Genomic DNA, 22,157 nt, shown 5'->3' with positions numbered 1-22,157 from the left:
TACCGACGACGAGGAGACGCCGATGGCATCAGCCATCACGACCCTCGCGGCAGACGCACCCACGCTGTCTTCCGCGAACACCGGGTTCATGCTCATCTGCTCCGCCCTGGTCATGCTGATGACCCCGGGACTCGCCTTCTTCTACGGAGGCATGGTCCGCGTCAAGAGCAGCCTCAACATGCTGATGATGAGCTTCATCAGCCTCGGGATCGTCACGATCCTCTGGGTCCTCTACGGATTCAGCCTCGCCTTCGGCGCCGACTCCGGCTCGCTCATCGGCTGGACCTCCGACTACGTGGGACTCAGCGGCATCGGCATCACCGAGCTGTGGGACGGGTACACCATCCCCGTCTACGTCTTCGCCGTCTTCCAGCTGATGTTCGCGATCATCACCCCGGCGCTGATAAGCGGCGCCCTGGCCGACCGCGTCAAGTTCAGCGCGTGGGCCCTCTTCATCACCCTCTGGGTCACCATCGTCTACTTCCCCGTCGCCCACTGGGTGTGGGGCGCCGGCGGCTGGCTCTTCGAGCTCGGGGTCATCGACTTCGCCGGCGGCACCGCCGTCCACATCAACGCGGGCGCCGCGGCCCTCGGCGTGATCCTGGTCATCGGCAAGCGCGTCGGGTTCAAGAAGGACCCGATGCGCCCGCACAGCCTCCCGCTCGTGATGCTCGGCGCCGGTCTGCTGTGGTTCGGCTGGTTCGGCTTCAACGCGGGCTCCTGGCTCGGCAACGACGACGGCGTCGGCGCGGTCATGTTCGTCAACACCCAGGTCGCCACCGCCGCCGCCATGCTCGCCTGGCTCGGCTACGAGAAGCTGCGCCACGGCTCCTTCACCACCCTCGGCGCCGCCTCCGGCGCGGTCGCGGGCCTCGTCGCCATCACCCCCTCCGGCGGCGCCGTCTCCCCGCTCGGCGCGATCGCCATCGGCGTCATCGCCGGTGTCCTGTGCGCCATGGCCGTCGGCCTGAAGTACAAGTTCGGCTACGACGACTCCCTCGACGTCATCGGAGTCCACCTCGTCGGCGGTGTCCTCGGTTCCCTGCTCGTCGGCCTCTTCGCCACCGGCGGGGTCCAGTCCGACGTGGCGGGCCTCTTCTACGGCGGCGGCCTGGAGCAGCTCGGCAAGCAGGCGATCGGAGTCTTCTCCGTCCTGGCCTACTCTCTCGTGGCATCCGCGGTACTCGCCTTCCTCCTCGACAAGACGATCGGGATGCGGGTCACCGAGGACGACGAGGTCTCCGGCATCGACCAGGTCGAACACGCCGAGACCGCCTACGACTTCAGCGGAGCCGGCGGCGGCTCCTCCTCCCGGAGCACCGCCGTCCCCGCCCCTGTTGCCGCCGCGAGCAAGAAGGTTGACGCATGAAGCTCATCACCGCGATCGTGAAGCCGCACCGGCTGGACGAGATCAAGGAAGCCCTGCACCGCTTCGGAGTCCAGGGACTCACCGTCTCCGAGGCCAGCGGCTACGGCCGCCAGCGCGGACACACCGAGGTCTACCGGGGCGCCGAGTACACCGTGGACCTCGTCCCGAAGATCCGCATAGAGGTGCTCGTCGAGGACGGCGACGCGGAAGACGTGATGCGGATCGTCGTCGACGCCGCCCAGACCGGCAAGATCGGCGACGGCAAGGTGTGGAGCATCCCCGTGGACTCGGTCATCCGGGTCCGCACCGGCGAGCGCGGCGCTGACGCGCTGTAGGGCCTGTCCGGTCGGTCGGGCCGGGTAAGCGAGCGGGGCCTGGCGCGTGCGCTCGCAAGGCGGAGGAGGGAATCGACGCGGAGCGTCGGTGACCGACGACAACGCGGCGAGCGTGCGTGCCAGGGCACGGGAGCCCGGCACGACTGACCGGACAGGCCCTCACTGATTGGAACCCCTGGGTGACGAGCGTCGAAGAGACCACTGACGGCAGCACGGCCGACTCGGGACCCAGCGGGTACGCCGCGGCCCGGCTGCGACTCCTCCAGGAGGAGTCGCGGTCCGGGCCTTCCCGGCGTTCCGCCCTCGCGGCCCTGACGGACGACTGGCTGAAGGCGCTGTTCGCCACCGCCGTACGGGAGACGGGCGTGCGGGGCGCCGCCCTCGTCGCCGTCGGCGGCTACGGCCGCGCCGAACTCTCCCCCCGCAGCGACCTCGACCTGGTCCTGCTCCACGACGGCAAAGCCGAACCGCGGGCGCTGGCCGCCCTGGCCGACCGGCTCTGGTACCCCGTCTGGGACCTCGGCGTCGCCCTCGACCACTCGGTGCGCACCCCCGGCGAAGCCCGCAAGACCGCCGCCGAAGACCTCAAGGTGCACCTCGGACTGCTCGACGCCCGGCCCGTCGCGGGCGACGCCGGGCTCCTCGCGGGACTGCGCACCTCCGTCCTGGCGGACTGGCGCAACCACGCCGCCAAACGGCTGCCCCAGCTGCACTCCCTGTGCCGCGAGCGGGCCGAGCGCGTGGGGGAGCTCCGCTTCCTGCTGGAACCCGACCTCAAGGAGGCCCGCGGGGGACTGCGCGACGTCACCGCGCTGCGGGCCGTCGCCGCGTCCTGGCTGGCCGACGCCCCGCGCGAGGGCCTCGCCGAAGCACGGCGCCGGCTGCTCGACGCCCGGGACGCGCTGCACCTGGTGACCGGCCGCGCCACCGAACGGCTCTCCCTCCAGGAACAGACGCCGGTGGCGGCGCAGCTCGGTCTGCTCGACGCCGACGCCCTGCTCAGGGAGGTGTACGAGGCCGCGCGGGTGGTCTCGTACGCCGGTGACGTGACCTGGCGCGAGGTCGGGCGCGTGCTCCGGGCGCGGTCCGCCCGCCCCCGGCTCCGCGGACTGCTCGGCACCCGCAGCTCCGTACCGGAGCGGGCGCCGCTCGCCGAAGGCGTCGTCGAGTCCGACGGCGAGGCCGTACTGGCCCTGGCCGCGCGGCCCGACCGGGACCCGGTGCTGCCCCTGCGCTTCGGCGCGGCCGCCGCCCAGGCCGGACTGCCCGTCTCGCTGCACGCCGTACGCAGGCTCGCGGCGCAGGCGAAGCCGCTGCCCGTGCCGTGGCCGGCCGAGGCCCGGGAGCAGCTGCTGACCCTGCTGGGCGCGGGGGAGCCGACGGTGGCCGTGTGGGAGGCCCTGGAGGCCGAGGGGATCATCACGAAGCTGCTGCCCGACTGGGAGCGGGTGCGGTGCCGGCCGCAGCGCAACCCCGTGCACACCTGGACCGTGGACCGCCACCTCGTCGAGACGGCCGTGCGGGCCTCCGAGCTGACCCGCCGGGTGGGCCGCCCCGACCTCCTCCTGATGGCCGCGCTGCTGCACGACATCGGCAAGGGCTGGCCCGGCGACCACTCGGTGGCCGGGGAGACGATCGCGCGCGACATGGCACTGCGGGTGGGCTTCGACCCGGAGGACGTGGCCGTGCTGGCCGTGCTCGTACGCCACCACCTGCTGCTGATCGACACCGCCACGCGGCGGGACCTGGACGACCCGGCCACGGTCAAGGCGGTCGCCGAGGCGGTCGGCTCGCCCGGCACGCTGGAGATCCTGCACGCGCTGACGGAGGCCGACGCGCTCGCCACCGGCCCGGCGGCCTGGAGCGCCTGGCGCGGCTCCCTCGTGGCCGACCTGGTCGACCGGGTCGCCGCCGTGCTGCGCGGCGCCGCCCCGGCCGCGACCGAGCTGGAGATCCCGACCACCGAGCAGGAGCGCCTCGCGGTGGAGGCGCTGCGCACCGGCGAGCCGGTCCTGGCCCTGCACGCCCGCCAGGAGGAGGACGCGGTCGGCGTGGAACTGGTGGTGGCCGTCCCCGACCAGCCGGGAGTACTGCCCGCGGCGGCCGGCGTACTGGCACTGCACCGGCTCACCGTGCGCGCGGCCGACCTGCGCTCCATGGAGCTCCCGGACCAGCTGGGCGAGGTACTGGTCCTGCGCTGGCGGGTGGCCGCGGAGTACGGCTCCCTGCCGGAGGCCGCGCGGCTGCGCACCGACCTGGTGCGGGCCCTGGACGGCTCGCTGGACGTCCCGTCGAAGCTGGCGGACCGCGAAGCGGCGTACCCGCGCCGGCGCGGGGTGGTCCCGCCGCCGCCCCGGGTCACGGTGGTGCCCGAGGTCTCCTCGCTCGCCACGGTCCTGGAGGTGCGGGCGCCCGACGCGGTCGGGCTGCTGCACCGGATCGGGCGCGCGCTGGAGTCCTCCGGGGTCAGGGTCCGCAGCGCGCACGTGTCGACGCTCGGCGCCAACGCGGTGGACACGCTGTACGTCACCACGGTGGAGGGCAAACCACTGGATCCGGCCGCCGCGGCCACCCTGGCCGGGGCGGTCCAGGCTGCCCTGACGTAGCCCGGCAGCCGCTGCGCGGAGCCTTCCCCCACCCCGCCCCTTCCCGAAACGCCTCACACGCCGGTGGGGCTGCAAATAGCCCCGCCGGCGTGCGAGGCGCGGGGTCCGGGGCGGAGCCCCGGGGAACGGGCGAAGGGCGGTAGGGGACTCCGGCCGCGCAGCGGCTCCGTCGGGGCGCCGGGCTCCCGGAGGGGGAATGCCGCCCGCAGGGCCAAGGGGGTGGCGCGGCCCGATACCCTGGGGGACGACCACACGCCCCCGACCCGAGGAATCGCGACCACCGTGTTCGATACGCTTTCCGACCGCCTCAGCGCGACCTTCAAGTCCCTCCGGGGCAAAGGCCGCCTCTCCGAGCAGGACATCGACGCTGCGGCGCGGGAAATCCGTATCGCCCTCCTCGAGGCCGACGTCGCCCTCCCCGTCGTCCGTTCCTTCATCGCGAACGTCAAGGAGCGCGCCCGCGGCGAAGAGGTCTCCAAGGCCCTGAACCCGGGCCAGCAGGTCCTCAAGATCGTCAACGACGAGCTGGTCTCGATCCTCGGCGGCGAGACCCGGCGGCTGCGCTTCGCCAAGACCGCGCCCACGGTGATCATGCTCGCCGGCCTCCAGGGTGCCGGTAAGACCACCCTCGCCGGAAAGCTCGGCCTGTGGCTGAAGGGGCAGGGCCACACCCCGCTCCTCGTCGCCTGCGACCTCCAGCGCCCCAACGCCGTCAACCAGCTCTCGGTCGTGGCCGAGCGGGCCGGCGTGGCCGTCTACGCCCCCTCGCCGGGCAACGGCGTCGGTGACCCGGTCCAGGTCGCCAAGGACTCCATCGAGTACGCGCGCACCAAGCAGTACGACGTGGTCGTCGTCGACACCGCCGGCCGCCTCGGCATCGACCAGGAGCTGATGCAGCAGGCCGCGGACATCCGCGACGCCGTCAGCCCGGACGAGATCCTCTTCGTCGTCGACGCCATGATCGGCCAGGACGCGGTCAACACCGCCGAGGCCTTCCGCGACGGCGTCGGCTTCGACGGCGTCGTGCTCTCCAAGCTCGACGGCGACGCGCGAGGCGGCGCCGCGCTGTCCATCGCGCACGTCACCGGCAAGCAGATCATGTTCGCCTCGAACGGCGAGAAGCTCGACGAGTTCGACGCCTTCCACCCGGACCGCATGGCGGGCCGGATCCTCGACATGGGTGACATGCTCACCCTGATCGAGCAGGCCGAGAAGACCTTCAGCCAGGCCGAAGCCGAGAAGATGGCGGCCAAGCTCCAGAAGGGCCCGAAGGAGTTCACGCTCGACGACTTCCTGTCCCAGATGGAGCAGGTCCGCAAGATGGGCTCGATCTCCAAGCTGCTCGGCATGCTCCCGGGCATGGGGCAGATCAAGGACCAGATCAACAACATCGACGAGCGCGACGTGGACCGCACCGCCGCGATCATCAAGTCGATGACCCCGGCCGAGCGCCAGGACCCGCACCTCATCAACGGCTCGCGCCGCGCCCGTATCGCCAAGGGCTCCGGCACCGAGGTCAGCGCCGTCAAGTCGCTCGTCGAGCGGTTCTTCGAGGCCCGCAAGATGATGTCCCGCATGGCCCAGGGCGGTGGCATGCCGGGCATGCCCGGCATCCCCGGGATGGGCGGCGGACCCGGCCGGCAGAAGAAGCAGGTCAAGCAGGCCAAGGGCAAGCGCAAGAGCGGCAACCCGATGAAGCGCAAGGAAGAAGAGGCCGCGGCAGCCGCGCGCCGCGAGGCCGGTCCGGAGGCGATCGAGCCCGCCGCCGGCGGCAACCCGTTCGGCCTTCCGACCGGCGCCCAGTCCGGTCAGTCCGCCAATGAGTTCGACCTCCCGGACGAGTTCAAGAAGTTCATGAAGTAGCGGTACGCGAAGGAGTAGTACGGAGCCACGCGAGCCCCGGCCGGACCACTCCGGCCGGGGCTTCGCCGTGTGGCCCGCCGCCAGGGGCGATGGTCCGGTTTGTCGCTTATGGTCAGCCGGGAGGACGGCAGAAGGAGGCCTACGTGCCCAGCCCCACCCCCGTACCGCCCCGCGACCGGGCCGATACGCCCTGGCGCTCCGAAGGCGCACCCCCCGCTCCGCCGCCGAAGAAGCGGATGCCCGGCGGCTGGCGCGGCCTGATCCTCACCGCCCTGATCGTCTACCTGATCACCAACCTGGTGCTGTCCTTCTTCAACGAGGGCGACGAGCCGACCATCTCGTACACCGAGTTCAGCAAGCAGGTCGCGAACGGCAACGTCTCGAAGATCTACGCCAAGGGCGACGCGATCCAGGGCGAGCTGAAGACCGAACAGCCCAAGCCGGACGGCGACAAGGGCACCTACAAGAAGTTCGTCTCCCAGCGCCCCGCCTTCGCCGACGACGACCTGTGGGCCAACCTCACCAAGCAGAACGTCGTCGTCACCGCCTCCCCGGTCGTCGTGCAGCGCAGCTTCCTGGCCAATCTGCTGATCTCCCTGGCCCCGATGCTGCTGCTGGTCCTCCTGTGGGTGGTCATCGCCCGCCGGATGGGATCGGCGATGGGCGGCGGCATGGGCGGGTTGGGGCGCAAGACGCCGCCCAAGCCGGTCGAGCTGGAGGGCGCCAAGCGCACGACCTTCGAGGACGTGGCCGGCATCGACGAGGTCGAGGGCGAGCTCAACGACGTCGTGGACTTCCTCAAGAACCCGGACGAGTACCGAAAGATGGGCGCCCGCATGCCCGGCGGCGTCCTGCTCGCCGGCCCGCCCGGAACCGGCAAGACCCTGCTCGCGCGCGCCCTCGCGGGTGAGGCCGGGGTGCCGTTCTTCTCCGCCTCCGCCTCCGAGTTCATCGAGATGATCGTCGGCGTCGGCGCGTCCCGGGTGCGCGAACTCTTCTCAGAGGCCCGCAAAGTGGCCCCCGCCATCGTCTTCATCGACGAGATCGACACCATCGGGCGGGTGCGCGGCGGCGGCGCGGGCATGGGCGGCCACGACGAGCGCGAGCAGACCCTGAACCAGATCCTCACCGAGATGGACGGCTTCTCCGGCTCCGAAGGCGTGGTCGTCCTCGCCGCGACCAACCGGGCCGACGTCCTGGACCCGGCGCTCACCCGGCCGGGCCGCTTCGACCGCACCGTCGTCGTCTCCCCGCCCGACAAGAGCGGCCGCGAAGCCATCCTGCGGATCCACACCAGGGACATCCCGCTCGCCGTCGGCGTCGACCTCGCCCAAGTGGCCCGCACGACGCCGGGCATGACCGGAGCGGAGTTGGCCAACCTCGCCAACGAGGCCGCCCTGCTCGCCGTGAAGCGCCAGCAGAAGGAAGTCACCCAGTCGGACCTCTCCGACGCGCTGGAAAAGGTCCAGCTGGGCGCGGAACGGCCGCTGGTCATGTCGGAGGAGGACCGCCGCCGCACCGCGTACCACGAGAGCGGCCACGCCTTGCTGGGCATGCTCCAGCCGGGCGCCGACCCGGTCCGCAAGATCACCATCGTCCCGCGCGGCCGTGCGCTCGGCGTCACCCTCTCCACGCCGGAGGCGGACCGGTACGCCTACACGGAGGAGTACCTGCGCGGCCGCATCATCGGAGCGCTGGGCGGCATGGCGGCCGAGCACACCGTCTACGACGTCATCACCACGGGCGCGGAGAACGACCTCGAACAGGTCACCAACATCGCCCGGGGCATGGTCGGCCGCTGGGGCATGAGCCAGCGCATCGGCCGGCTCACCGCCATCCCCTCGGACGGACAGAGCCCCTACGGCCTCTCCGCGGCCCCCGCCACCCTCGACGCGGTGGACCACGAGATGCGCCGGATCGTCGACGAGTGCTACGAGAAGGCCTGCCTCCTCCTGCGCGAGAACCGCGACAAGCTGGACGCCCTCGCGGACGCCCTGATGGCCAACGAGACCCTGGACGAAGCGGCCGCCTACGCCGCCGCGGGGATCCCCCGCCTCCACAAGTGAGCGCCGCACGAGCGAGGGCCGTGCGGGGCCGGTCCGCGGCCCCGCACGGCGCCCGTCACGCCGCCTGCGCCGGTTACGCCGTCCGGGCGATGACGTACCGGAAGATGTTCGGGAGCCAGACGGCCCCGTCACCCCGCTCGTACGGGTGAAGGGCCTCCGCCAGCTCCTTCTCCACCTGGACCGGGTCCGAGCACTCGTACAACCCGGTCGACAGCAGCCCGCGCACCGCGCTGTCCACGTCGGCGTACCCGAACGGGCAGAACACCCGCCCCGATCCGTCCGGCACCAGCCCGGCCTCGGCCGCCATCGCGTCCAGGTCCCGCGGCGCCGGCCCGCCGCCCAGGACCGAGGGCACGGTGCACCGCTCCGCCGGACCCCAGTCGGCCAGCACCACCGCGCCGCCGGGCCGGCGCAGCGCCGGCAGGGCCGCCGCCAGGGCGCCCGGAGCGGGCGAGAAGGCTAGTAGGACGTCGTAGGGAACCGCGGGCGCGGGCGGGGCCGCGAGGACCTCCAGGAGGCGCTCCCGGGCCAGCGTGCGGCGTGCCGGATCCGTCTCCACACCCGTGGCCAGGGCTCCCCGGCCCGAGGCCAGCAGAAGGGCCAGCCCGGCCCCGCAGTCGAGGCCGAGCAGCCGGTCTCCCGGCCCGACCTCCAGCCGGTCGTAGACCGCCTCGTACAGCGGTACCAGCATCCGTTCCTGGATCTCCGCCCAGTCCCGCGCGACAAGCGTCGCCGTCGGCGTCGGTGTCATCGAAAGAGCGCTCCTGATTCCGTGTCGCCCCCTTGCCCCCGTTGCCAGAGAACTCCCGATTCGCCCCCGCGTCCAGAGGAGTGCGCCACCCGATTCGCACCCGATTCACGTTCGGCACTCCGGGCGCCGTACCATTCGCGCCATGGCAAAGGCACCCGTTCTCACCCCCCAGGCGGAGGATTTTCCCCGCTGGTACCAGGATCTGATCAACAAGGCCGAGCTGGCCGACAACGGTCCGGTCCGCGGCACGATGGTCATCCGGCCGTACGGCTACGGCCTGTGGGAGCGGATGCAGCAGGAGATGGACGCGCGCATCAAGGACGCGGGCGCCCAGAACGCGTACTTCCCGCTGTTCATCCCGCAGTCGTACCTGACGAAGGAAGCGGAGCACGTCGAGGGCTTCGCCCCCGAGCTCGCGGTCGTCACGCACGGCGGCGGCAAGGAGCTGGACGAGCCGATCGTCGTCCGCCCCACCTCCGAGACGATCATCAACGACTACTTCTCCAAGTGGGTCCAGAGCTACCGCGACCTGCCCCTGCTGATCAACCAGTGGGCGAACGTGGTCCGCTGGGAGATGCGCCCGCGCATCTTCCTCCGTACGAGCGAGTTCCTCTGGCAGGAGGGCCACACGGCCCACACCACGTACGAGGACGCCCGCGACTACGCCGCACGCATCCACACGGACGTCTACGGCGACTTCATGACCAACGTGCTCGGCATCGACGTCGTGCTCGGCCGCAAGACCGCCAAGGAGCGCTTCGCCGGCGCCATCAACACCCTCACCCTCGAGGGCATGATGGGCGACGGCAAGGCCCTGCAGCTCGGCACCAGCCACGAGCTCGGCACCAACTTCGCCAAGGCCTTCAACACGCAGTACCTGTCGAAGGAAGGCAAGCAGGAGCTCGTCTGGCAGACCTCGTGGGGCGTCTCGACCCGCATGGTCGGCGGCCTGATCATGTCGCACGGCGACGACAACGGCCTGCGGGTCCCGCCGCGCCTCGCGCACGTCCAGGTCGTCGTCATGGCGATCAAGGGCGACGAGGCCGTGGCGAAGGTCCGCGAGCTGGGCGCCCAGCTCAAGGCCGCGGGCCTGCGGGTGTTCGTCGACGACCGCGTCGACACCCCCTTCGGCCGCCGCGCCGTGGACTGGGAGCTCAAGGGCGTACCGGTCCGCGTCGAGATCGGCCCCCGCGACCTGGAGGCCGGCACCGCGATGCTGGCCCGCCGGATCCCGGGCGGCAAGGAGGCCGTGCAGATCTCCGACCTCGCCGCCCTGCTGCCCAAGGTGCTGGAGGAGGACCAGGAGCAGCTGCTGCGCGAGTCCCGCGAGCGCCGCATCGCCCGTACGTCCGACGTCTCGACCATCGAGGAGGCCGCCGAGGCCGCCATCGCCGGTGGCTGGGCGCGGATCCCGTGGGCCGACCTCGGCCCCGAGGGCGAGGCGAAGCTCGCCGAGCAGGCCGTGTCCGTACGCTGCCTGATCGCCGAGGACGGGTCGGTTCCGCAGGCGGACGACGCCCCCGGTAACCTCGCGATCGTCGCGCGCTCGTACTAGCCGCTGCGGCTGACGGCTCTCACGCCCCGGCGCGCGGCACCTGCCGCACGCCGGGGCTGTGCCCGTCGTGGCCTGCTGGTGGGCCTCACTACGTACCGACTCCTCCTGAGATATGCGCACCCGTCCTCGTCGGGACGCATGAGACTGAACTGACTGGTACGTGCAAAAAATTTGGAATGGCCCGGAATCGGAACACCGGGGCACCCCGGCTCGTTGTCACGACGTGAGCACGACACCACCTGTTCTCGCCGCAGAGCTGGCGCAGGCGTGGGCCGATATTCAGCGGTACCACCCCGAGCTGCCTGACCTTGCCGCGCCCGAGTCCCTGATCGGAGAGTCCTCGTCCGCCTGCGGCGCCGAACTCTCCTTCGAGCGACTGCTGCACGAGGCAGTCCACGGCATCGCCGCAGCCCGCGGAGTGCGTGACACTTCGCGCGCCGGCCGCTACCACAACCGCAGGTTCCTCGCGATCGCCGAGGAGATGGGGCTGGACCACACCGACGAGCCGCACGCGAGCAGCGGCTTCTCCCTGGTCTCGCTCAATCCCGAGGCGAAGAAGCGCTACCGCCCCACCATGGAGCACCTCCAGCGCGCGCTGAGGGCCCACACGGTCGCCACGGCCGCCGACACCAAGCGCAGCTTCCGCGGACCGGCCGCCCGGCACGGGTCCTCCGGCGGCGGAGTGCGCGTCAAGGCGGTCTGCGACTGCGGGCGCAACGTGCGCGTGGTCCCGTCCGTGCTGGCCCAGGCCCCGATCGTGTGCGGAGGCTGCATGAAGCCCTTCCGCATCCCCGAAGTGGCCATCGCGGTGGCCTCCTGACCCGGCGGGTGAGCTGCGCGACCTCCCGGCCGAGCGCGCCGCGGGCGTGTGGCACAATGGACAGCTGTACTCGACAGTCGCATAGGACCCCTCTCTCCTCCGGCTGACGCGTCCATCGGGCACCCGAGTACCGCAACCCCACGTGGCATCTCATGTGCCCAACCACGTCAAGTTCAGGAGACACCACTCCAGTGGCAGTCAAGATCAAGCTCAAGCGCCTCGGCAAGATTCGCCAGCCGCACTACCGCATCGTCGTCGCCGACGCCCGTACCCGTCGGGACGGTCGCGCGATCGAAGAGATCGGTATCTACCACCCGACGTACAACCCGTCGCGCATCGAGGTCAACGCCGAGCGTGCGCAGTACTGGCTGTCGGTCGGCGCCCAGCCCACCGAGGCTGTGCTCGCCATCCTGAAGCTCACCGGTGACTGGCAGGCGCACAAGGGCCTCCCGGCCCCCGCGCCGCTGCTGCAGCCGGCGACGAAGGAGAACAAGCGTCGCTCCTTCGACGAGTTCGCCAAGGCCCTCGAGGGCATCGGCGAGGGCAAGGGCGAAGCCATTACCCAGAAGGCGAAGAAGGCCGACAAGAAGGCGGACGAGGCTGAGGCCGAGACCGCCGAGTCGACCGAGGCCTGAGCATGCTCGAGGAGGCTCTTGAGCACCTCGTGAAGGGCATCGTGGACAACCCCGACGAAGTGCAGGTCGCCTCGCGCAACCTGCGCCGCGGGCAGGTGCTGGAGGTTCGGGTCCACCCCGACGACCTCGGCAAGGTGATCGGCCGCAACGGCCGCACCGCACGTGCTCTGCGTACCGTCGTGGGCGCCATCGGCGGCCGGGGGATCCGCGTCGACCTCGTCGACGTGGACCAGGTCCGCTGAGCAGTTGAATCACCGGCACGGGCCGGGGAGGGCATACGCCCGCCCCGGCCCGTCGTCGTCTGAACAGGAGAAAATGCAGTGGAGCTGGTAGTCGCGCGGATCGGCCGCGCCCACGGGATCAAGGGTGAGGTCACCGTCGAGGTGCGGACCGACGAGCCCGAGCTGCGGCTCGGACCCGGCGCCGTGCTCCGGACCGACCCGGCGTCGGCGGGACCGCTGACGGTCGAGACGGGCCGGGTGCACAGCGGCAGGCTGATGCTGCGCTTCGCCGGGGTCAAGGACCGCACCGGCGCCGAGGCGCTGCGCAACATCCTGCTCATCGCCGACGTGGACCCGGCGGAGCTGCCGGCCGAGGACGACGAGTACTACGACCACCAGCTGATGGACCTCGACGTCGTCCTCGAAGACGGCACCGTGATCGGCCGGATCACCGAGATCTCGCACCTGCCCTCGCAGGACCTGTTCATCGTCGAGCGGCCGGACGGCACCGAGGTGATGATCCCCTTCGTCGAGGAGATCGTCGCCGAGATCGACCTCGACGAGCAGCGCTGCGTCATCACCCCGCCGCCCGGTCTCATCGACGAGCGCGAGGCGATCGTCGTCTCCACCCGGGACGAGGAAGCCGGGGAAGCGGACTCCGACGGGGACGCCGACGGCGACCCGGCCGAGGGCGTGAACGGGGAAGACGCCTGATGCGTCTCGACGTCGTCACGATCTTCCCCGAGTACCTGGAACCGCTCAACGTCTCCCTGGTCGGCAAGGCGCGGGCGCGCGGCCAGCTCGACGTACACGTCCACGACCTGCGGGACTGGACGTACGACCGGCACAACACGGTGGACGACACCCCGTACGGCGGCGGTCCCGGCATGGTCATGAAGACCGAGCCCTGGGGCGAGGCCCTGGACGCGGCGCTGGCCGACGGCTACGAGGCGGGCGCGCACGGGCCCGTCATCGTCGTCCCCACCCCCAGCGGCCGGCCCTTCACCCAGGAACTGGCCGTCGAGCTCTCCGAACGCCCCTGGCTGATCTTCACCCCGGCCCGGTACGAGGGCATCGACCGCCGGGTCATGGACGAGTACGCCACCCGCCTCCCGGTCTACGAGGTGTCCATCGGCGACTACGTCCTGGCCGGCGGCGAGGCTGCCGTCCTGGTCGTCACCGAGGCCGTCGCCCGGCTGCTGCCCGGGGTGCTCGGCAACGCCGAATCGCACCGCGACGACTCCTTCGCGGCCGGGGACATGGCCAACCTGCTGGAGGGGCCCGTCTACACCAAGCCCCCCCAGTGGCGCGGCCACGGAATCCCGGACGTGCTGGTCAGCGGGCACCACGGCAAGATCGCCCGGTGGCGCCGCGACGAGGCCTTCAGGCGTACGGCGGCCAACCGCCCGGATCTGATCGAGCGCTGCGAGGCCTCCGCCTTCGACAAGAAGGACCGCGAGCTGCTGAGCATCCTCGGCTGGAAGCCGTCTCCCGACGGCCGATTTTGGCGCAGGCCCCAGACCGTGGAAGAATAGGCGGCTGCTGTGTGCTCGCGGACGCCCCTGCCACAGGGGGACCGTCGTCCGCCGAGTCCCGCGGCTCCCGAATTCTCTCCGGAAACCCCGCATCGGCGACCTGTGGCGTCATGCGAAGAAAGCAGACGAATCACATGTCTCACCTGCTCGATGGCGTCAACGCCGCCACCCTGCGCTCGGACCTCCCGGCCTTCCGCCCGGGTGACACCGTCAACGTTCACGTCCGCGTGATCGAGGGCAACCGCTCCCGTATCCAGCAGTTCAAGGGTGTCGTCATCCGCCGTCAGGGCTCGGGCGTCTCCGAGACCTTCACGGTCCGCAAGGTCTCCTTCAGCGTCGGCGTGGAGCGTACCTTCCCGGTCCACTCCCCGATCTTCGAGAAGATCGAGCTCGTCACCCGCGGTGACGTGCGTCGCGCCAAGCTGTACTTCCTCCGTGAGCTCCGCGGCAAGGCCGCGAAGATCAAGGAGAAGCGCGACCGCTGAACTGCTCCCGGAGTTCAGGGGAAGGCCGGATAGGCTCGCCCCCGATGGACACCGAAGCACCTCACACGCAGCGCGGCCACTCTTCCCCCGACGAGGGGGAGGGGAGGTCGCGTTTCGTGCTTTCCGGAGCGGGGCCCGCCCCGGGCCCCGGTTCCGGTGACGGCCCCGGTCCTGGCCACGGTCCCGGTTCCGACCCCGGCGCGGACCCCGGCCCCGGGTCCGACTCCGGCGCGGACCCGGGCCCCGACCACGGCACGGCCGGCTGGCTGACCTGGCAGCGTGCCGGGCTGCTCGGCGTGGCCTGCACCGTCTTCCTGCTGCTGTTCAGCAATTTCGTGCTCCAGCCCTTCCTGATTCCGAGCCGCTCGATGGAGCCCACGCTCGCCGTGGGGGACCGGGTGCTGGTCAACAAGCTGGCGTACCGTTTCGGCGGCGCTCCGCAGCGCGGGGACGTCGTGGTCTTCGACGGCACGGGCTCCTTCGTACGGGAGGAACCGGACGGGAATCCGATCGGCGAGGCCCTGCACGGGGCGGCCTCGGTCCTCGGGCTGGCCGAGCCCTCGGACTCCGATTTCGTGAAGCGGGTCGTGGGCGTCGGCGGCGACGACGTGGTGTGCGACGAGAACGGCCGGATCAAGGTCAACGGGGTGCCGCTCGACGAGCCGTACCTCTTCCCCGGCGACTCGGGATCGAAAGTGCCGTTCCGCGTCGTCGTGCCCCTTGGGACCCTGTGGGTCATGGGTGATCATCGTTCCCAGTCCCGGGACTCCCGGGACCACCTGGGGGAGCCGGGCGGGGGGATGGTGCCGGTGGAGAAGGTGATCGGGCGGGCCGACTGGATCGGCTGGCCGGTGTCGCGCTGGGGCGACGCGGGTTCCGCGGGCGGTGGCCGTGGGTAGCCGCGGGCGCCCGCGGGGCGACCGGTACGAAGGCCACGATGATGCCGACGCCGACCCGGAGCCGGAGCGGGACGCGCCGGCCGAGCCCGCGGAGCCCGGCGGCCGGGCCCAACGCCGCCGCCTCGCCCGCCGGGTCCGGCGCAGACGGCGTACGCGCCGGGCGGGGGAGCTGCCCCTGCTCGTGGTGGTCGCGCTGTGCATCGCCCTGATCCTCAAGACCTTCCTCGTCCAGGCCTTCTTCATCCCGTCGGGCTCCATGGAGCAGACGATCCGGATCGGCGACCGGGTCCTGGTGGACAAGCTCACCCCGTGGTTCGGCTCCGAGGTCGAGCGCGGGGACGTGGTCGTGTTCAAGGATCCGGGAGGCTGGCTGGGCGGCGACAGCGTCCAGCCCGCCGAGGACCCGGTGGGGATCAAGCAGATCAAGCAGACCCTCACCTTCATCGGCCTGCTGCCCTCGGCGAACGAACAGGACCTGATCAAGAGGGTCATCGGCGTCGGCGGGGACAGCGTGAAGTGCTGCGACGCCCGGGGCCGGGTCAGTGTCAACGGATCGCCGCTCGACGAGCCGTACGTGAACCCGGGCAACGTGCCCTCGGAGATCCGCTTCGAGGTGCAGGTGCCCGCCGGACGGATCTTCGTCATGGGCGACCACCGGGCGAACTCCGCCGACTCCCGCTACCACCTCGACGAGGCCTTCCACGGCACGATCGACGAGAAGGACGTGGTCGGCGAGGCCGTCGTGATCGCCTGGCCCTTCGGTCACTGGCACCGGCTGGAACAGCCCGCCACCTTCCGCATGGTTCCCGACCAGGCGCGCGGCGGTCGCCGCGCGCCCCGTAGGCGCCGGGGCGGCTCCCCATTCGCATAGTGTGTCCTTGGTCTCCCGCGCCTTCGGGAACTCCCGCTCGTTAAGGGAGGGGAGGGCCCGTGCCTCATCAGGGCCGGGCGTCGATTTCCGAACGAGGAGTGGATGTGGGGGACGTGGCGGTTGGTGCACGATCCGGACGCGACGAGGGTGGCGAGGAGCCGAACGACTCCTCCGGGCCCGATGCCGTCGAGAACGACGGCGACGCGCAGGACGGCGCCGCGGCACGCTCGCACCGGTCGTTCTGGAAGGAGCTGCCGCTCCTGATCGGAATCGCCCTGCTGCTCGCCCTACTGATCAAGACCTTCCTGGTGCAGGCGTTCTCGATCCCCTCCGACTCGATGCAGAACACCCTGCAGCGCGGCGACCGGGTGCTCGTGGACAAGCTGACGCCGTGGTTCGGATCGGAGCCCGAGCGCGGTGAGGTCGTCGTCTTCCACGACCCGTCGAACTGGCTGAGCGGGGAGCCCACCCCGGACCCCAACATCGCGCAGAAGGCCCTCAGCTGGATCGGCCTCATGCCGTCCGCCGAGGAGAAGGACCTGATCAAGAGGACGATCGCCATCGGAGGCGACACGGTCGAGTGCAAGAAGGGGGGACCGGTCATCGTCAACGGCAAGGAGCTCGACGAGCCGTACATCTTCCCGGGCAACACCCCGTGCGACGACTTCCCCTTCGGTCCGCTCACCGTGCCCAAGGGCAAGATCTGGGTGATGGGCGACCACCGGCAGAACTCGCAGGACTCCCGTTACCACCAGCAGGACCCCACCCAGGGCTTCGTGCCCGTCAGCGATGTCGTCGGACGCGCCGTGGTGGTCGCCTGGCCGATCACCCGCTGGTCCACCCTGCCGGTCCCGGACACCTACGACCAGCCGGGCATCGGCACGCAGACCAAGGCCACCGCGCTCGGTCTGGACGCCGCCGGGCTGGCTCCGGTCGGGCTCGGCCCCGCGGCCCTCGGGTTCGCCGGCGCGGTGCCGGTCGTGCTGTGGCGCAGGCAGAGGCTGACCGCGGGGCGTACCGGCAGGTAGGGTGCCGCCCAGGTCGATCGATCTCCGAGTGTGGGGGCGCTTGCAATGGGCGGAACACAAGCAATACGAGCAGGTGACGGCGATGGCCGCGGTGCTCTCGGCAGCATGCTGTCGGGAGTCGCCGTGGCCATCGGCTTTGTGCTCTTCCTGGGCGGGTTCGTGTGGGGAGCCGTCACGTACCAGCCGTACACGGTGCCGACCGACTCGATGATGCCCACCGTGAAGCCCGGAGACCGCGTGCTGGCGCAGCGGATCACCGGCGGGGACGTGCGCCGCGGGGACGTGGTGATCTTCAAGGACGGGCAGTGGAGCGATTCGCCGATGGTCAAGCGGGTCGTCGGCGTCGGCGGGGACACGGTCAAGTGCTGCGGTGACGGCGGCCGGCTCACCGTCAACGGCAAGGAGCTGGACGAGCCGTACATCGAGGCGGAGAAGCTCGACGTGGCGGGCGCTCCGGGCGGGTCCGCCTCCCGGACGCCGTTCGAGGTGACGGTGCCCGAGGGCAACCTCTTCCTGCTCGGCGACCGGCGCGGAGCCTCGCTGGACTCCCGGGCACACCTGGAGGAGGCCGGACAGGGGACGGTGGCGCGCTCGGCGGTACAGGGCCGCGTCGACGCCCTCGCCTGGCCCGACATGGCGATGGTGGAGCGGCCCGCGGCCTACGCCGCCCTGCCCGGCGGGACCTCGGGGCCGGGGCCGCTGCTGCTCCAGGTGTTCGCGGTGGTGGGCGGAGCCGCCCTGGTGGTGCTCGGAGCCGCGTACGGGCCGGTCGTACGGGTTCTCGGGCGCGGGCGGAGGCGGGAGCGGGCCGATGTCCGCTGACGCCCCGGCGGGGCCGGGGGCCGGCTCGGGGCCGGGAGGGCCGGAGGAGCGGGAAGGGCGGGAAGCGCCGGTCGCGCCGCGCAAGGTGGCACGGGTGATCCTGCTGGACCCCGAGGACCGGATCCTGCTGATGCACGGCTTCGAGCCGGGAGACCCGGCGGACGACTGGTGGTTCACCCCGGGCGGAGGCCTGGAAGGGGCCGAGACCCGGGAACAGGCCGCGCTCCGCGAGCTCGCGGAGGAGACCGGGATCACCGACGTGGAACTGGGGCCGGTGCTGTGGCACCGCTACTGCTCGTTCCCCTTCGACGGGCGCCGCTGGGAGCAGGACGAGTGGTACTTCCTGGCCCGGACGACCCAGACCGCGACCGTGCTGGGAGGCCTCACCGAGCTGGAGCGACGGAGCGTCTCGGGCACCAGGTGGTGGACCTCCGAGGAACTGCTTGCGGCCCATGAGACGGTGTACCCGACCAGACTCGCAGAGCTGCTCCGCACGCTGCTCGACGACGGTCCCCCGGGTGCGCCCGTGAACCTGGCCCCGGAAATCGTTTAGGGGCGCACGGGCCTGGCGCACAATAGGGGGACGCACGGCTGAAGGGGAACATGCCATGAGTGCCGAGGACCTCGAGAAGTACGAGACCGAGATGGAGCTGAAGCTCTATCGCGAGTACCGCGACGTCGTCGGGCTGTTCAAGTATGTGATCGAGACCGAACGCCGTTTCTACCTCACCAACGACTACGAGATGCAGGTGCACTCGGTACAGGGGGAGGTCTTTTTCGAGGTCTCGATGGCCGACGCGTGGGTCTGGGACATGTACAGACCGGCTCGGTTCGTGAAGCAGGTGCGGGTGCTGACCTTCAAGGACGTGAACATCGAGGAGCTCAACAAGAGCGATCTCGAACTTCCGGGCAGCTGACCTCCTTCCGGCGGCTGATCTCCTTCCCGCAACTGGCCTCCTCCGGCAGCTGGCCTCCGGGCCGGTTCCCTCGCCGGGGTGACGCGGTTTTCCACATCGCCCCGGCTGTCCACCAAGATCCACTAGGTGGGCGGGGACGCGGGATCGTCGGTGCCGGAGGTGGTGCCGGATGAACGCGAAGGGCGTGGCACAGCAGGCATTGGGGCGGTACGGCGAGGACCTCGCGACGCGGCGGCTCACCGAAGCCGGGATGACCGTGATCGCGCGGAACTGGCGGTGTCGCGGCGGGGAGATCGACATCGTCGCCCGGGACGGGGACGCCCTCGTCGTGTGCGAGGTCAAGACCCGGCGGGCGGGGGAGTTCGAACATCCCATGGCCGCGCTGCGGCCCGCCAAGGCCGAGCGCTTGCGCAGGCTCGCCGGGCGCTGGCTGGCCGACCACGGGGGACCACCCACGGGCGGGGTCCGCATCGACCTCGTCGGTGTCCTCCTGCCGCGGCGCGGCGGGCCCGTGGTGGAGCACGTCAGGGGGGCGGCCTGATGGGGTTCGCACGGGCCTGCTCGGTCGCCCTCGTGGGCGTCGACGGCGTGGTCGTGGAGGTCCAGGCCGACCTGGAGCCCGGGGTCGCCACCTTCTCCCTGGTGGGGCTGCCCGACAAGACCCTGGTCGAGAGCCGGGACCGGGTCAGGGCGGCCGTGGTGAACTCGGGCGCCGCCTGGCCGCAGAAGAAGCTCACCGTCGGCCTCAGCCCGGCGTCCGTCCCGAAGTCGGGCGCGGGCTTCGATCTCGCCGTGGCGGCCGCCGTGCTCGGCGCCGCCGAGGTGGTCGACCCGAAGGTGATCGCCGATCTCGTCCTCATCGGGGAGCTGGGACTGGACGGCCGGGTGCGTCCCGTCCGCGGGATCCTGCCGGCGGTGCTCGCCGCCGCCGAGGCCGGATACCGGCAGGTCGTGGTCCCGCAGCAGTGCGCGGCCGAGGCCATGCTCGTCCCGGACGTCTCGGTGCTCGGGGTGCGCAGCCTGCGGCAGCTGATCGCGGTGCTCACGGAGGGGGAGGTCCCCGAGGAGGATCCGCCGGATCCGTCCGGGCGCCCCGACCCGATGCTCGCGGGGCTGGTCGTCCCCGGCGCCGGACTCGGCACGGGGGTGGCCCGCGACGGTGACGGGCGGGACGTCCCCGACCTCGCCGACGTCGCCGGACAGTACGCGGCGCGCCGGGCCCTGGAGGTGGCCGCCGCCGGGGGCCACCACCTCTTCCTGAGCGGACCGCCGGGCGCGGGCAAGACGATGATGGCCGAGCGGATCCCCTGGATCATGCCCCCGCTCACCCGACAGGACTCCCTGGAGGTCACGGCCGTCCACTCGGTCGCGGGAATCCTGCCCCCGGGCGAACCGCTCGTGGCCCGGCCCCCCTACTGCGCCCCGCACCACTCGGCGACCATGCAGTCGCTCGTCGGGGGCGGAGCTGGTGTGGCCAGGCCCGGAGCGGTGTCCCTGGCCCACAGGGGGGTGCTGTTCCTGGACGAAGCCGCGGAGTTCAGCACCAAGGCCCTCGACGCCCTGAGGCAGCCCCTCGAAGCGGGACACGTGGTCATCGCCCGTGCCGCCGGGGTGGTACGCCTGCCGGCCCGGTTCCTGATGGTGCTGGCCGCCAACCCCTGTCCCTGCGGGCGGCACACCCTGCACGGGACCGGCTGCGACTGCCCGGCCTCGGTGGTCCGCCGCTACCAGGCCCGGCTGTCGGGGCCGCTGCTGGACCGGGTGGACCTGCGCGTGGAGGTCGAGCCGGTCACCCGCTCCGATCTGCTGGGGCGCGGGGGCCGCGGCGAAGCCACGGCGGCGGTGGCCGCGCGGGTCCGGGAGGCCCGGGAGCGGGCGGCTGTCCGGCTCGACGGCACGCCCTGGCGGCTCAACGCGGAGGTCCCGGGCCACGAGCTGCGGACCCGCTGGCCGGCCGCCCCGGGCGCACTGGCCCAGGCCGAGCGGGACCTGGAGCGCGGCCTGCTGACCGCGCGGGGGCTCGACCGGGTGCTCCGGGTCGCCTGGACGGTGGCGGACCTGAGGAGCCGGGACCGCCCCGACGCCCTGGACGTGGCGGTCGCCCTCGAACTGCGCACCGGGATCGCCCGCGGAGCCGCGGCGCACCTGGACGCCGCCTCATGACCGCCGCGACGCCGGCCCCGGGACCGGGCCCGGGAAGCAGCCCGGCACAGAGCCCGGAGCCGGAGCCGGGGGCGGAGCCCGGGGGTGAGGTGCTCGCGCGGGCCGCCCTCACCCGGGTCCTGGAGCCCGGGGAGGAGCACGGCGGACGCTGGCTGCGGGCGCACGGGGCCGTCGGGCTGATACGGCTGCTGACCGGGCCCGCGCCGGAGCCCGGGGTGCTGGCCGGGGTCGGCGCCGAGAGGCTCGCCGGATACCGCCGCCGGGCCGCGTCGGCCGACCCCCGGCGGGACCTGGCGGCCGCCGCCGAGACCGGGGGCCGGTTCGTCTGCCCCGGGTCTGCGGAGTGGCCGAGTCAGCTGGACGACCTCGGTGACGCCCGGCCCGTCGGATTGTGGGTGCGGGGCAGGCCGAGCCTGCGGGCCTGGGCCCTGCGCTCCGTGGCGGTGGTGGGGGCCCGCGCGTGCACCCCGTACGGGGCACACATGGCGCAGAGCCTGGCCGGTGAACTCGCCGAGCGCGGGTGGGTGGTGGTCTCCGGCGCCGCCTACGGGATCGACGGCGCCGCCCACCGCGGGGCCCTCGCCGCCGGCGGAGCCACGGCCGCCGTGCTGGCCTGCGGGGTGGACGTGCCCTACCCGCGCGGGCACGCCGGACTGCTCGGGCGGATCGCCGCGCAGGGGCTGGTCCTCGGGGAGCTGCCGCCCGGCAGCCATCCCACGCCGAGCCGTTTCGTCCTGCGCAACCGTGTCATCGCCGCCTTGACCCGGGGCACGGTCGTCGTGGAGGCGGCCCACCGCAGCGGGTCCCTGGTCACCGCCCGGCGGGCCCAGGCGCTGGGGAGGATCACCATGGGCATCCCGGGCCCGGCCACCAGCGGGCTCTCCGCCGGCGTGCACGAACTGCTGCGCGGCGAGGCCTCGCTGGTCACGGACGCGGCGGAGGTCATCGAGCTGGTCGGAGGGATGGGCGAGCTGGCCCCCGAGAGGCGGGGCCCCGTGATCGCCCGGGACCTGCTGGGTCCCGAAGCGGTCCGGGTACTCGAAGCCCTCCCGGCGGGGCGCCTCGCGGACCTGGAGGAGCTGGCCCTCGCTGCGGGCACCGGCACTGATGAAGTCATCGGCAGACTGTACGAACTTCACTCTCTGGGGTTCGTCGAACGGCAGGGCGACGGCTGGCAGTTGACCCCGAAGCGGCCGGGAGGAGGCGCATAAAGCGG

General features: G+C 72.0%; 21 protein-coding genes and 1 pseudogene. 21 read left to right on the top strand and 1 reads right to left on the bottom strand.

What is annotated here, in order from left to right; genetic code table 11:
• Window positions 1-22: 22 nt before the first annotated feature.
• From OG276_RS09910 to ftsH, 5 genes are all read left to right on the top strand, one after another.
• A complete protein-coding gene (locus tag OG276_RS09910) occupies window positions 23-1,369 on the top strand; it encodes an ammonium transporter (protein ID WP_266904089.1) in 1,347 nt (448 codons plus the stop codon).
• Complete coding sequence (locus OG276_RS09905; protein ID WP_112451060.1) at window positions 1,366-1,704, top strand: P-II family nitrogen regulator; 339 nt, start codon at window positions 1,366-1,368, stop codon at window positions 1,702-1,704. Before OG276_RS09910 ends, OG276_RS09905 begins: the two co-directional genes overlap by 4 nt.
• A gap of 179 nt (window positions 1,705-1,883) precedes the next feature.
• Window positions 1,884-4,310: a [protein-PII] uridylyltransferase gene (locus tag OG276_RS09900; protein ID WP_266904088.1), complete on the top strand. Its 2,427-nt coding sequence runs from the start codon at window positions 1,884-1,886 to the stop codon at window positions 4,308-4,310.
• A 282-nt stretch (window positions 4,311-4,592) separates the two neighbouring features.
• Complete coding sequence (ffh, locus tag OG276_RS09895) at window positions 4,593-6,173, top strand: signal recognition particle protein (protein ID WP_266904087.1); 1,581 nt, start codon at window positions 4,593-4,595, stop codon at window positions 6,171-6,173.
• Between the two features lie 236 nt (window positions 6,174-6,409).
• Window positions 6,410-8,239 carry an ATP-dependent zinc metalloprotease FtsH gene (gene ftsH, locus OG276_RS09890; RefSeq protein ID WP_266912659.1) on the top strand — a complete coding sequence of 610 codons (1,830 nt, stop codon included), beginning with the start codon at window positions 6,410-6,412 and terminating at the stop codon, window positions 8,237-8,239.
• 73 nt (window positions 8,240-8,312) lie between these two features.
• On the opposite strand, the gene OG276_RS09885 is transcribed toward ftsH, so the two are convergent.
• On the bottom strand, window positions 8,313-8,990 hold the full coding sequence (locus OG276_RS09885; RefSeq protein ID WP_266904086.1) for a methyltransferase type 11: 678 nt from the start codon (window positions 8,988-8,990) through the stop codon (window positions 8,313-8,315).
• Window positions 8,991-9,132: 142 nt separating this feature from the next.
• Here OG276_RS09885 and proS point away from each other — a divergent pair, with 142 nt between their 5' ends.
• The 16 genes and pseudogenes from proS to dprA all read left to right on the top strand — a co-directional run bounded on the left by proS (window position 9,133) and on the right by dprA (window position 22,152).
• A complete protein-coding gene (gene proS, locus OG276_RS09880) occupies window positions 9,133-10,545 on the top strand; it encodes a proline--tRNA ligase (RefSeq protein WP_266904085.1) in 1,413 nt (470 codons plus the stop codon).
• Window positions 10,546-10,768: 223 nt separating this feature from the next.
• Window positions 10,769-11,365 (top strand): hypothetical protein, encoded by a 597-nt coding sequence (locus tag OG276_RS09875; RefSeq protein ID WP_266904084.1) that lies wholly within the window; start codon window positions 10,769-10,771, stop codon window positions 11,363-11,365.
• A 191-nt stretch (window positions 11,366-11,556) separates the two neighbouring features.
• Complete coding sequence (gene rpsP, locus OG276_RS09870; protein WP_243337676.1) at window positions 11,557-12,000, top strand: 30S ribosomal protein S16; 444 nt, start codon at window positions 11,557-11,559, stop codon at window positions 11,998-12,000.
• Between the two features lie 2 nt (window positions 12,001-12,002).
• A complete protein-coding gene (locus OG276_RS09865) occupies window positions 12,003-12,242 on the top strand; it encodes an RNA-binding protein (RefSeq protein ID WP_030011889.1) in 240 nt (79 codons plus the stop codon).
• A 78-nt stretch (window positions 12,243-12,320) separates the two neighbouring features.
• Window positions 12,321-12,935 (top strand): ribosome maturation factor RimM, encoded by a 615-nt coding sequence (gene rimM / locus OG276_RS09860; protein WP_266904083.1) that lies wholly within the window; start codon window positions 12,321-12,323, stop codon window positions 12,933-12,935.
• Complete coding sequence (gene trmD / locus OG276_RS09855; protein WP_266904082.1) at window positions 12,935-13,756, top strand: tRNA (guanosine(37)-N1)-methyltransferase TrmD; 822 nt, start codon at window positions 12,935-12,937, stop codon at window positions 13,754-13,756. The genes rimM and trmD overlap by 1 nt, the downstream gene beginning before the upstream one ends.
• Before the next feature lie 134 nt (window positions 13,757-13,890).
• On the top strand, window positions 13,891-14,241 hold the full coding sequence (gene rplS, locus OG276_RS09850; RefSeq protein WP_243337670.1) for a 50S ribosomal protein L19: 351 nt from the start codon (window positions 13,891-13,893) through the stop codon (window positions 14,239-14,241).
• Window positions 14,242-14,357: 116 nt separating this feature from the next.
• Window positions 14,358-15,140, top strand: coding sequence for a signal peptidase I (gene lepB / locus OG276_RS09845; protein ID WP_266904081.1), 783 nt, complete (start codon window positions 14,358-14,360; stop codon window positions 15,138-15,140).
• Window positions 15,141-15,243: 103 nt separating this feature from the next.
• A pseudogene (gene lepB, locus OG276_RS09840) lies at window positions 15,244-16,156 on the top strand (signal peptidase I); the annotation flags it as partial.
• Entirely contained in the window at window positions 16,116-17,039 is a 924-nt protein-coding gene (gene lepB / locus OG276_RS09835) for a signal peptidase I (RefSeq protein ID WP_266904080.1), read from the top strand. The pseudogene lepB (OG276_RS09840) and the gene lepB (OG276_RS09835), both read left to right, overlap by 41 nt.
• Before the next feature lie 45 nt (window positions 17,040-17,084).
• A complete protein-coding gene (gene lepB / locus OG276_RS09830) occupies window positions 17,085-17,861 on the top strand; it encodes a signal peptidase I (protein WP_266904079.1) in 777 nt (258 codons plus the stop codon).
• Complete coding sequence (locus OG276_RS09825; protein WP_266904078.1) at window positions 17,851-18,414, top strand: NUDIX hydrolase; 564 nt, start codon at window positions 17,851-17,853, stop codon at window positions 18,412-18,414. The genes lepB (OG276_RS09830) and OG276_RS09825 overlap by 11 nt, the downstream gene beginning before the upstream one ends.
• Before the next feature lie 55 nt (window positions 18,415-18,469).
• Window positions 18,470-18,778, top strand: a complete 309-nt coding sequence (locus OG276_RS09820; RefSeq protein WP_005311352.1) for a DUF2469 domain-containing protein — start codon at window positions 18,470-18,472, stop codon at window positions 18,776-18,778.
• 169 nt (window positions 18,779-18,947) lie between these two features.
• Complete coding sequence (locus OG276_RS09815) at window positions 18,948-19,319, top strand: YraN family protein (protein ID WP_266904077.1); 372 nt, start codon at window positions 18,948-18,950, stop codon at window positions 19,317-19,319.
• Window positions 19,319-20,941 carry a YifB family Mg chelatase-like AAA ATPase gene (locus OG276_RS09810; protein WP_266904076.1) on the top strand — a complete coding sequence of 541 codons (1,623 nt, stop codon included), beginning with the start codon at window positions 19,319-19,321 and terminating at the stop codon, window positions 20,939-20,941. Before OG276_RS09815 ends, OG276_RS09810 begins: the two co-directional genes overlap by 1 nt.
• Window positions 20,938-22,152, top strand: coding sequence for a DNA-processing protein DprA (gene dprA, locus OG276_RS09805; RefSeq protein ID WP_266904075.1), 1,215 nt, complete (start codon window positions 20,938-20,940; stop codon window positions 22,150-22,152). Before OG276_RS09810 ends, dprA begins: the two co-directional genes overlap by 4 nt.
• The last annotated feature ends 5 nt before the right edge of the window (window positions 22,153-22,157 follow it).

The organism is Streptomyces sp. NBC_00086 (assembly GCF_026343255.1).
Classification (GTDB): domain Bacteria; phylum Actinomycetota; class Actinomycetes; order Streptomycetales; family Streptomycetaceae; genus Streptomyces.
The sequence above is the reverse complement of the archived record's forward strand: the minus strand, read 5'-3'. Positions and strand labels throughout refer to the sequence as shown.

Coding starts and splice junctions, on each gene's coding strand:
- lepB (WP_266904079.1), top strand. CDS start 17,085: ATGGGCGGAACACAAGCAATACGAGCAGGTGACGGCGATGGCCGCGGT.
- OG276_RS09885 (WP_266904086.1), bottom strand. CDS start 8,990: ATGACACCGACGCCGACGGCGACGCTTGTCGCGCGGGACTGGGCGGAG.
- trmD (WP_266904082.1), top strand. CDS start 12,935: ATGCGTCTCGACGTCGTCACGATCTTCCCCGAGTACCTGGAACCGCTC.
- dprA (WP_266904075.1), top strand. CDS start 20,938: ATGACCGCCGCGACGCCGGCCCCGGGACCGGGCCCGGGAAGCAGCCCG.
- OG276_RS09810 (WP_266904076.1), top strand. CDS start 19,319: ATGGGGTTCGCACGGGCCTGCTCGGTCGCCCTCGTGGGCGTCGACGGC.
- OG276_RS09815 (WP_266904077.1), top strand. CDS start 18,948: ATGAACGCGAAGGGCGTGGCACAGCAGGCATTGGGGCGGTACGGCGAG.
- OG276_RS09825 (WP_266904078.1), top strand. CDS start 17,851: ATGTCCGCTGACGCCCCGGCGGGGCCGGGGGCCGGCTCGGGGCCGGGA.
- rplS (WP_243337670.1), top strand. CDS start 13,891: ATGTCTCACCTGCTCGATGGCGTCAACGCCGCCACCCTGCGCTCGGAC.
- OG276_RS09820 (WP_005311352.1), top strand. CDS start 18,470: ATGAGTGCCGAGGACCTCGAGAAGTACGAGACCGAGATGGAGCTGAAG.
- OG276_RS09865 (WP_030011889.1), top strand. CDS start 12,003: ATGCTCGAGGAGGCTCTTGAGCACCTCGTGAAGGGCATCGTGGACAAC.
- OG276_RS09905 (WP_112451060.1), top strand. CDS start 1,366: ATGAAGCTCATCACCGCGATCGTGAAGCCGCACCGGCTGGACGAGATC.
- OG276_RS09910 (WP_266904089.1), top strand. CDS start 23: ATGGCATCAGCCATCACGACCCTCGCGGCAGACGCACCCACGCTGTCT.
- ftsH (WP_266912659.1), top strand. CDS start 6,410: ATGCCCGGCGGCTGGCGCGGCCTGATCCTCACCGCCCTGATCGTCTAC.
- proS (WP_266904085.1), top strand. CDS start 9,133: ATGGCAAAGGCACCCGTTCTCACCCCCCAGGCGGAGGATTTTCCCCGC.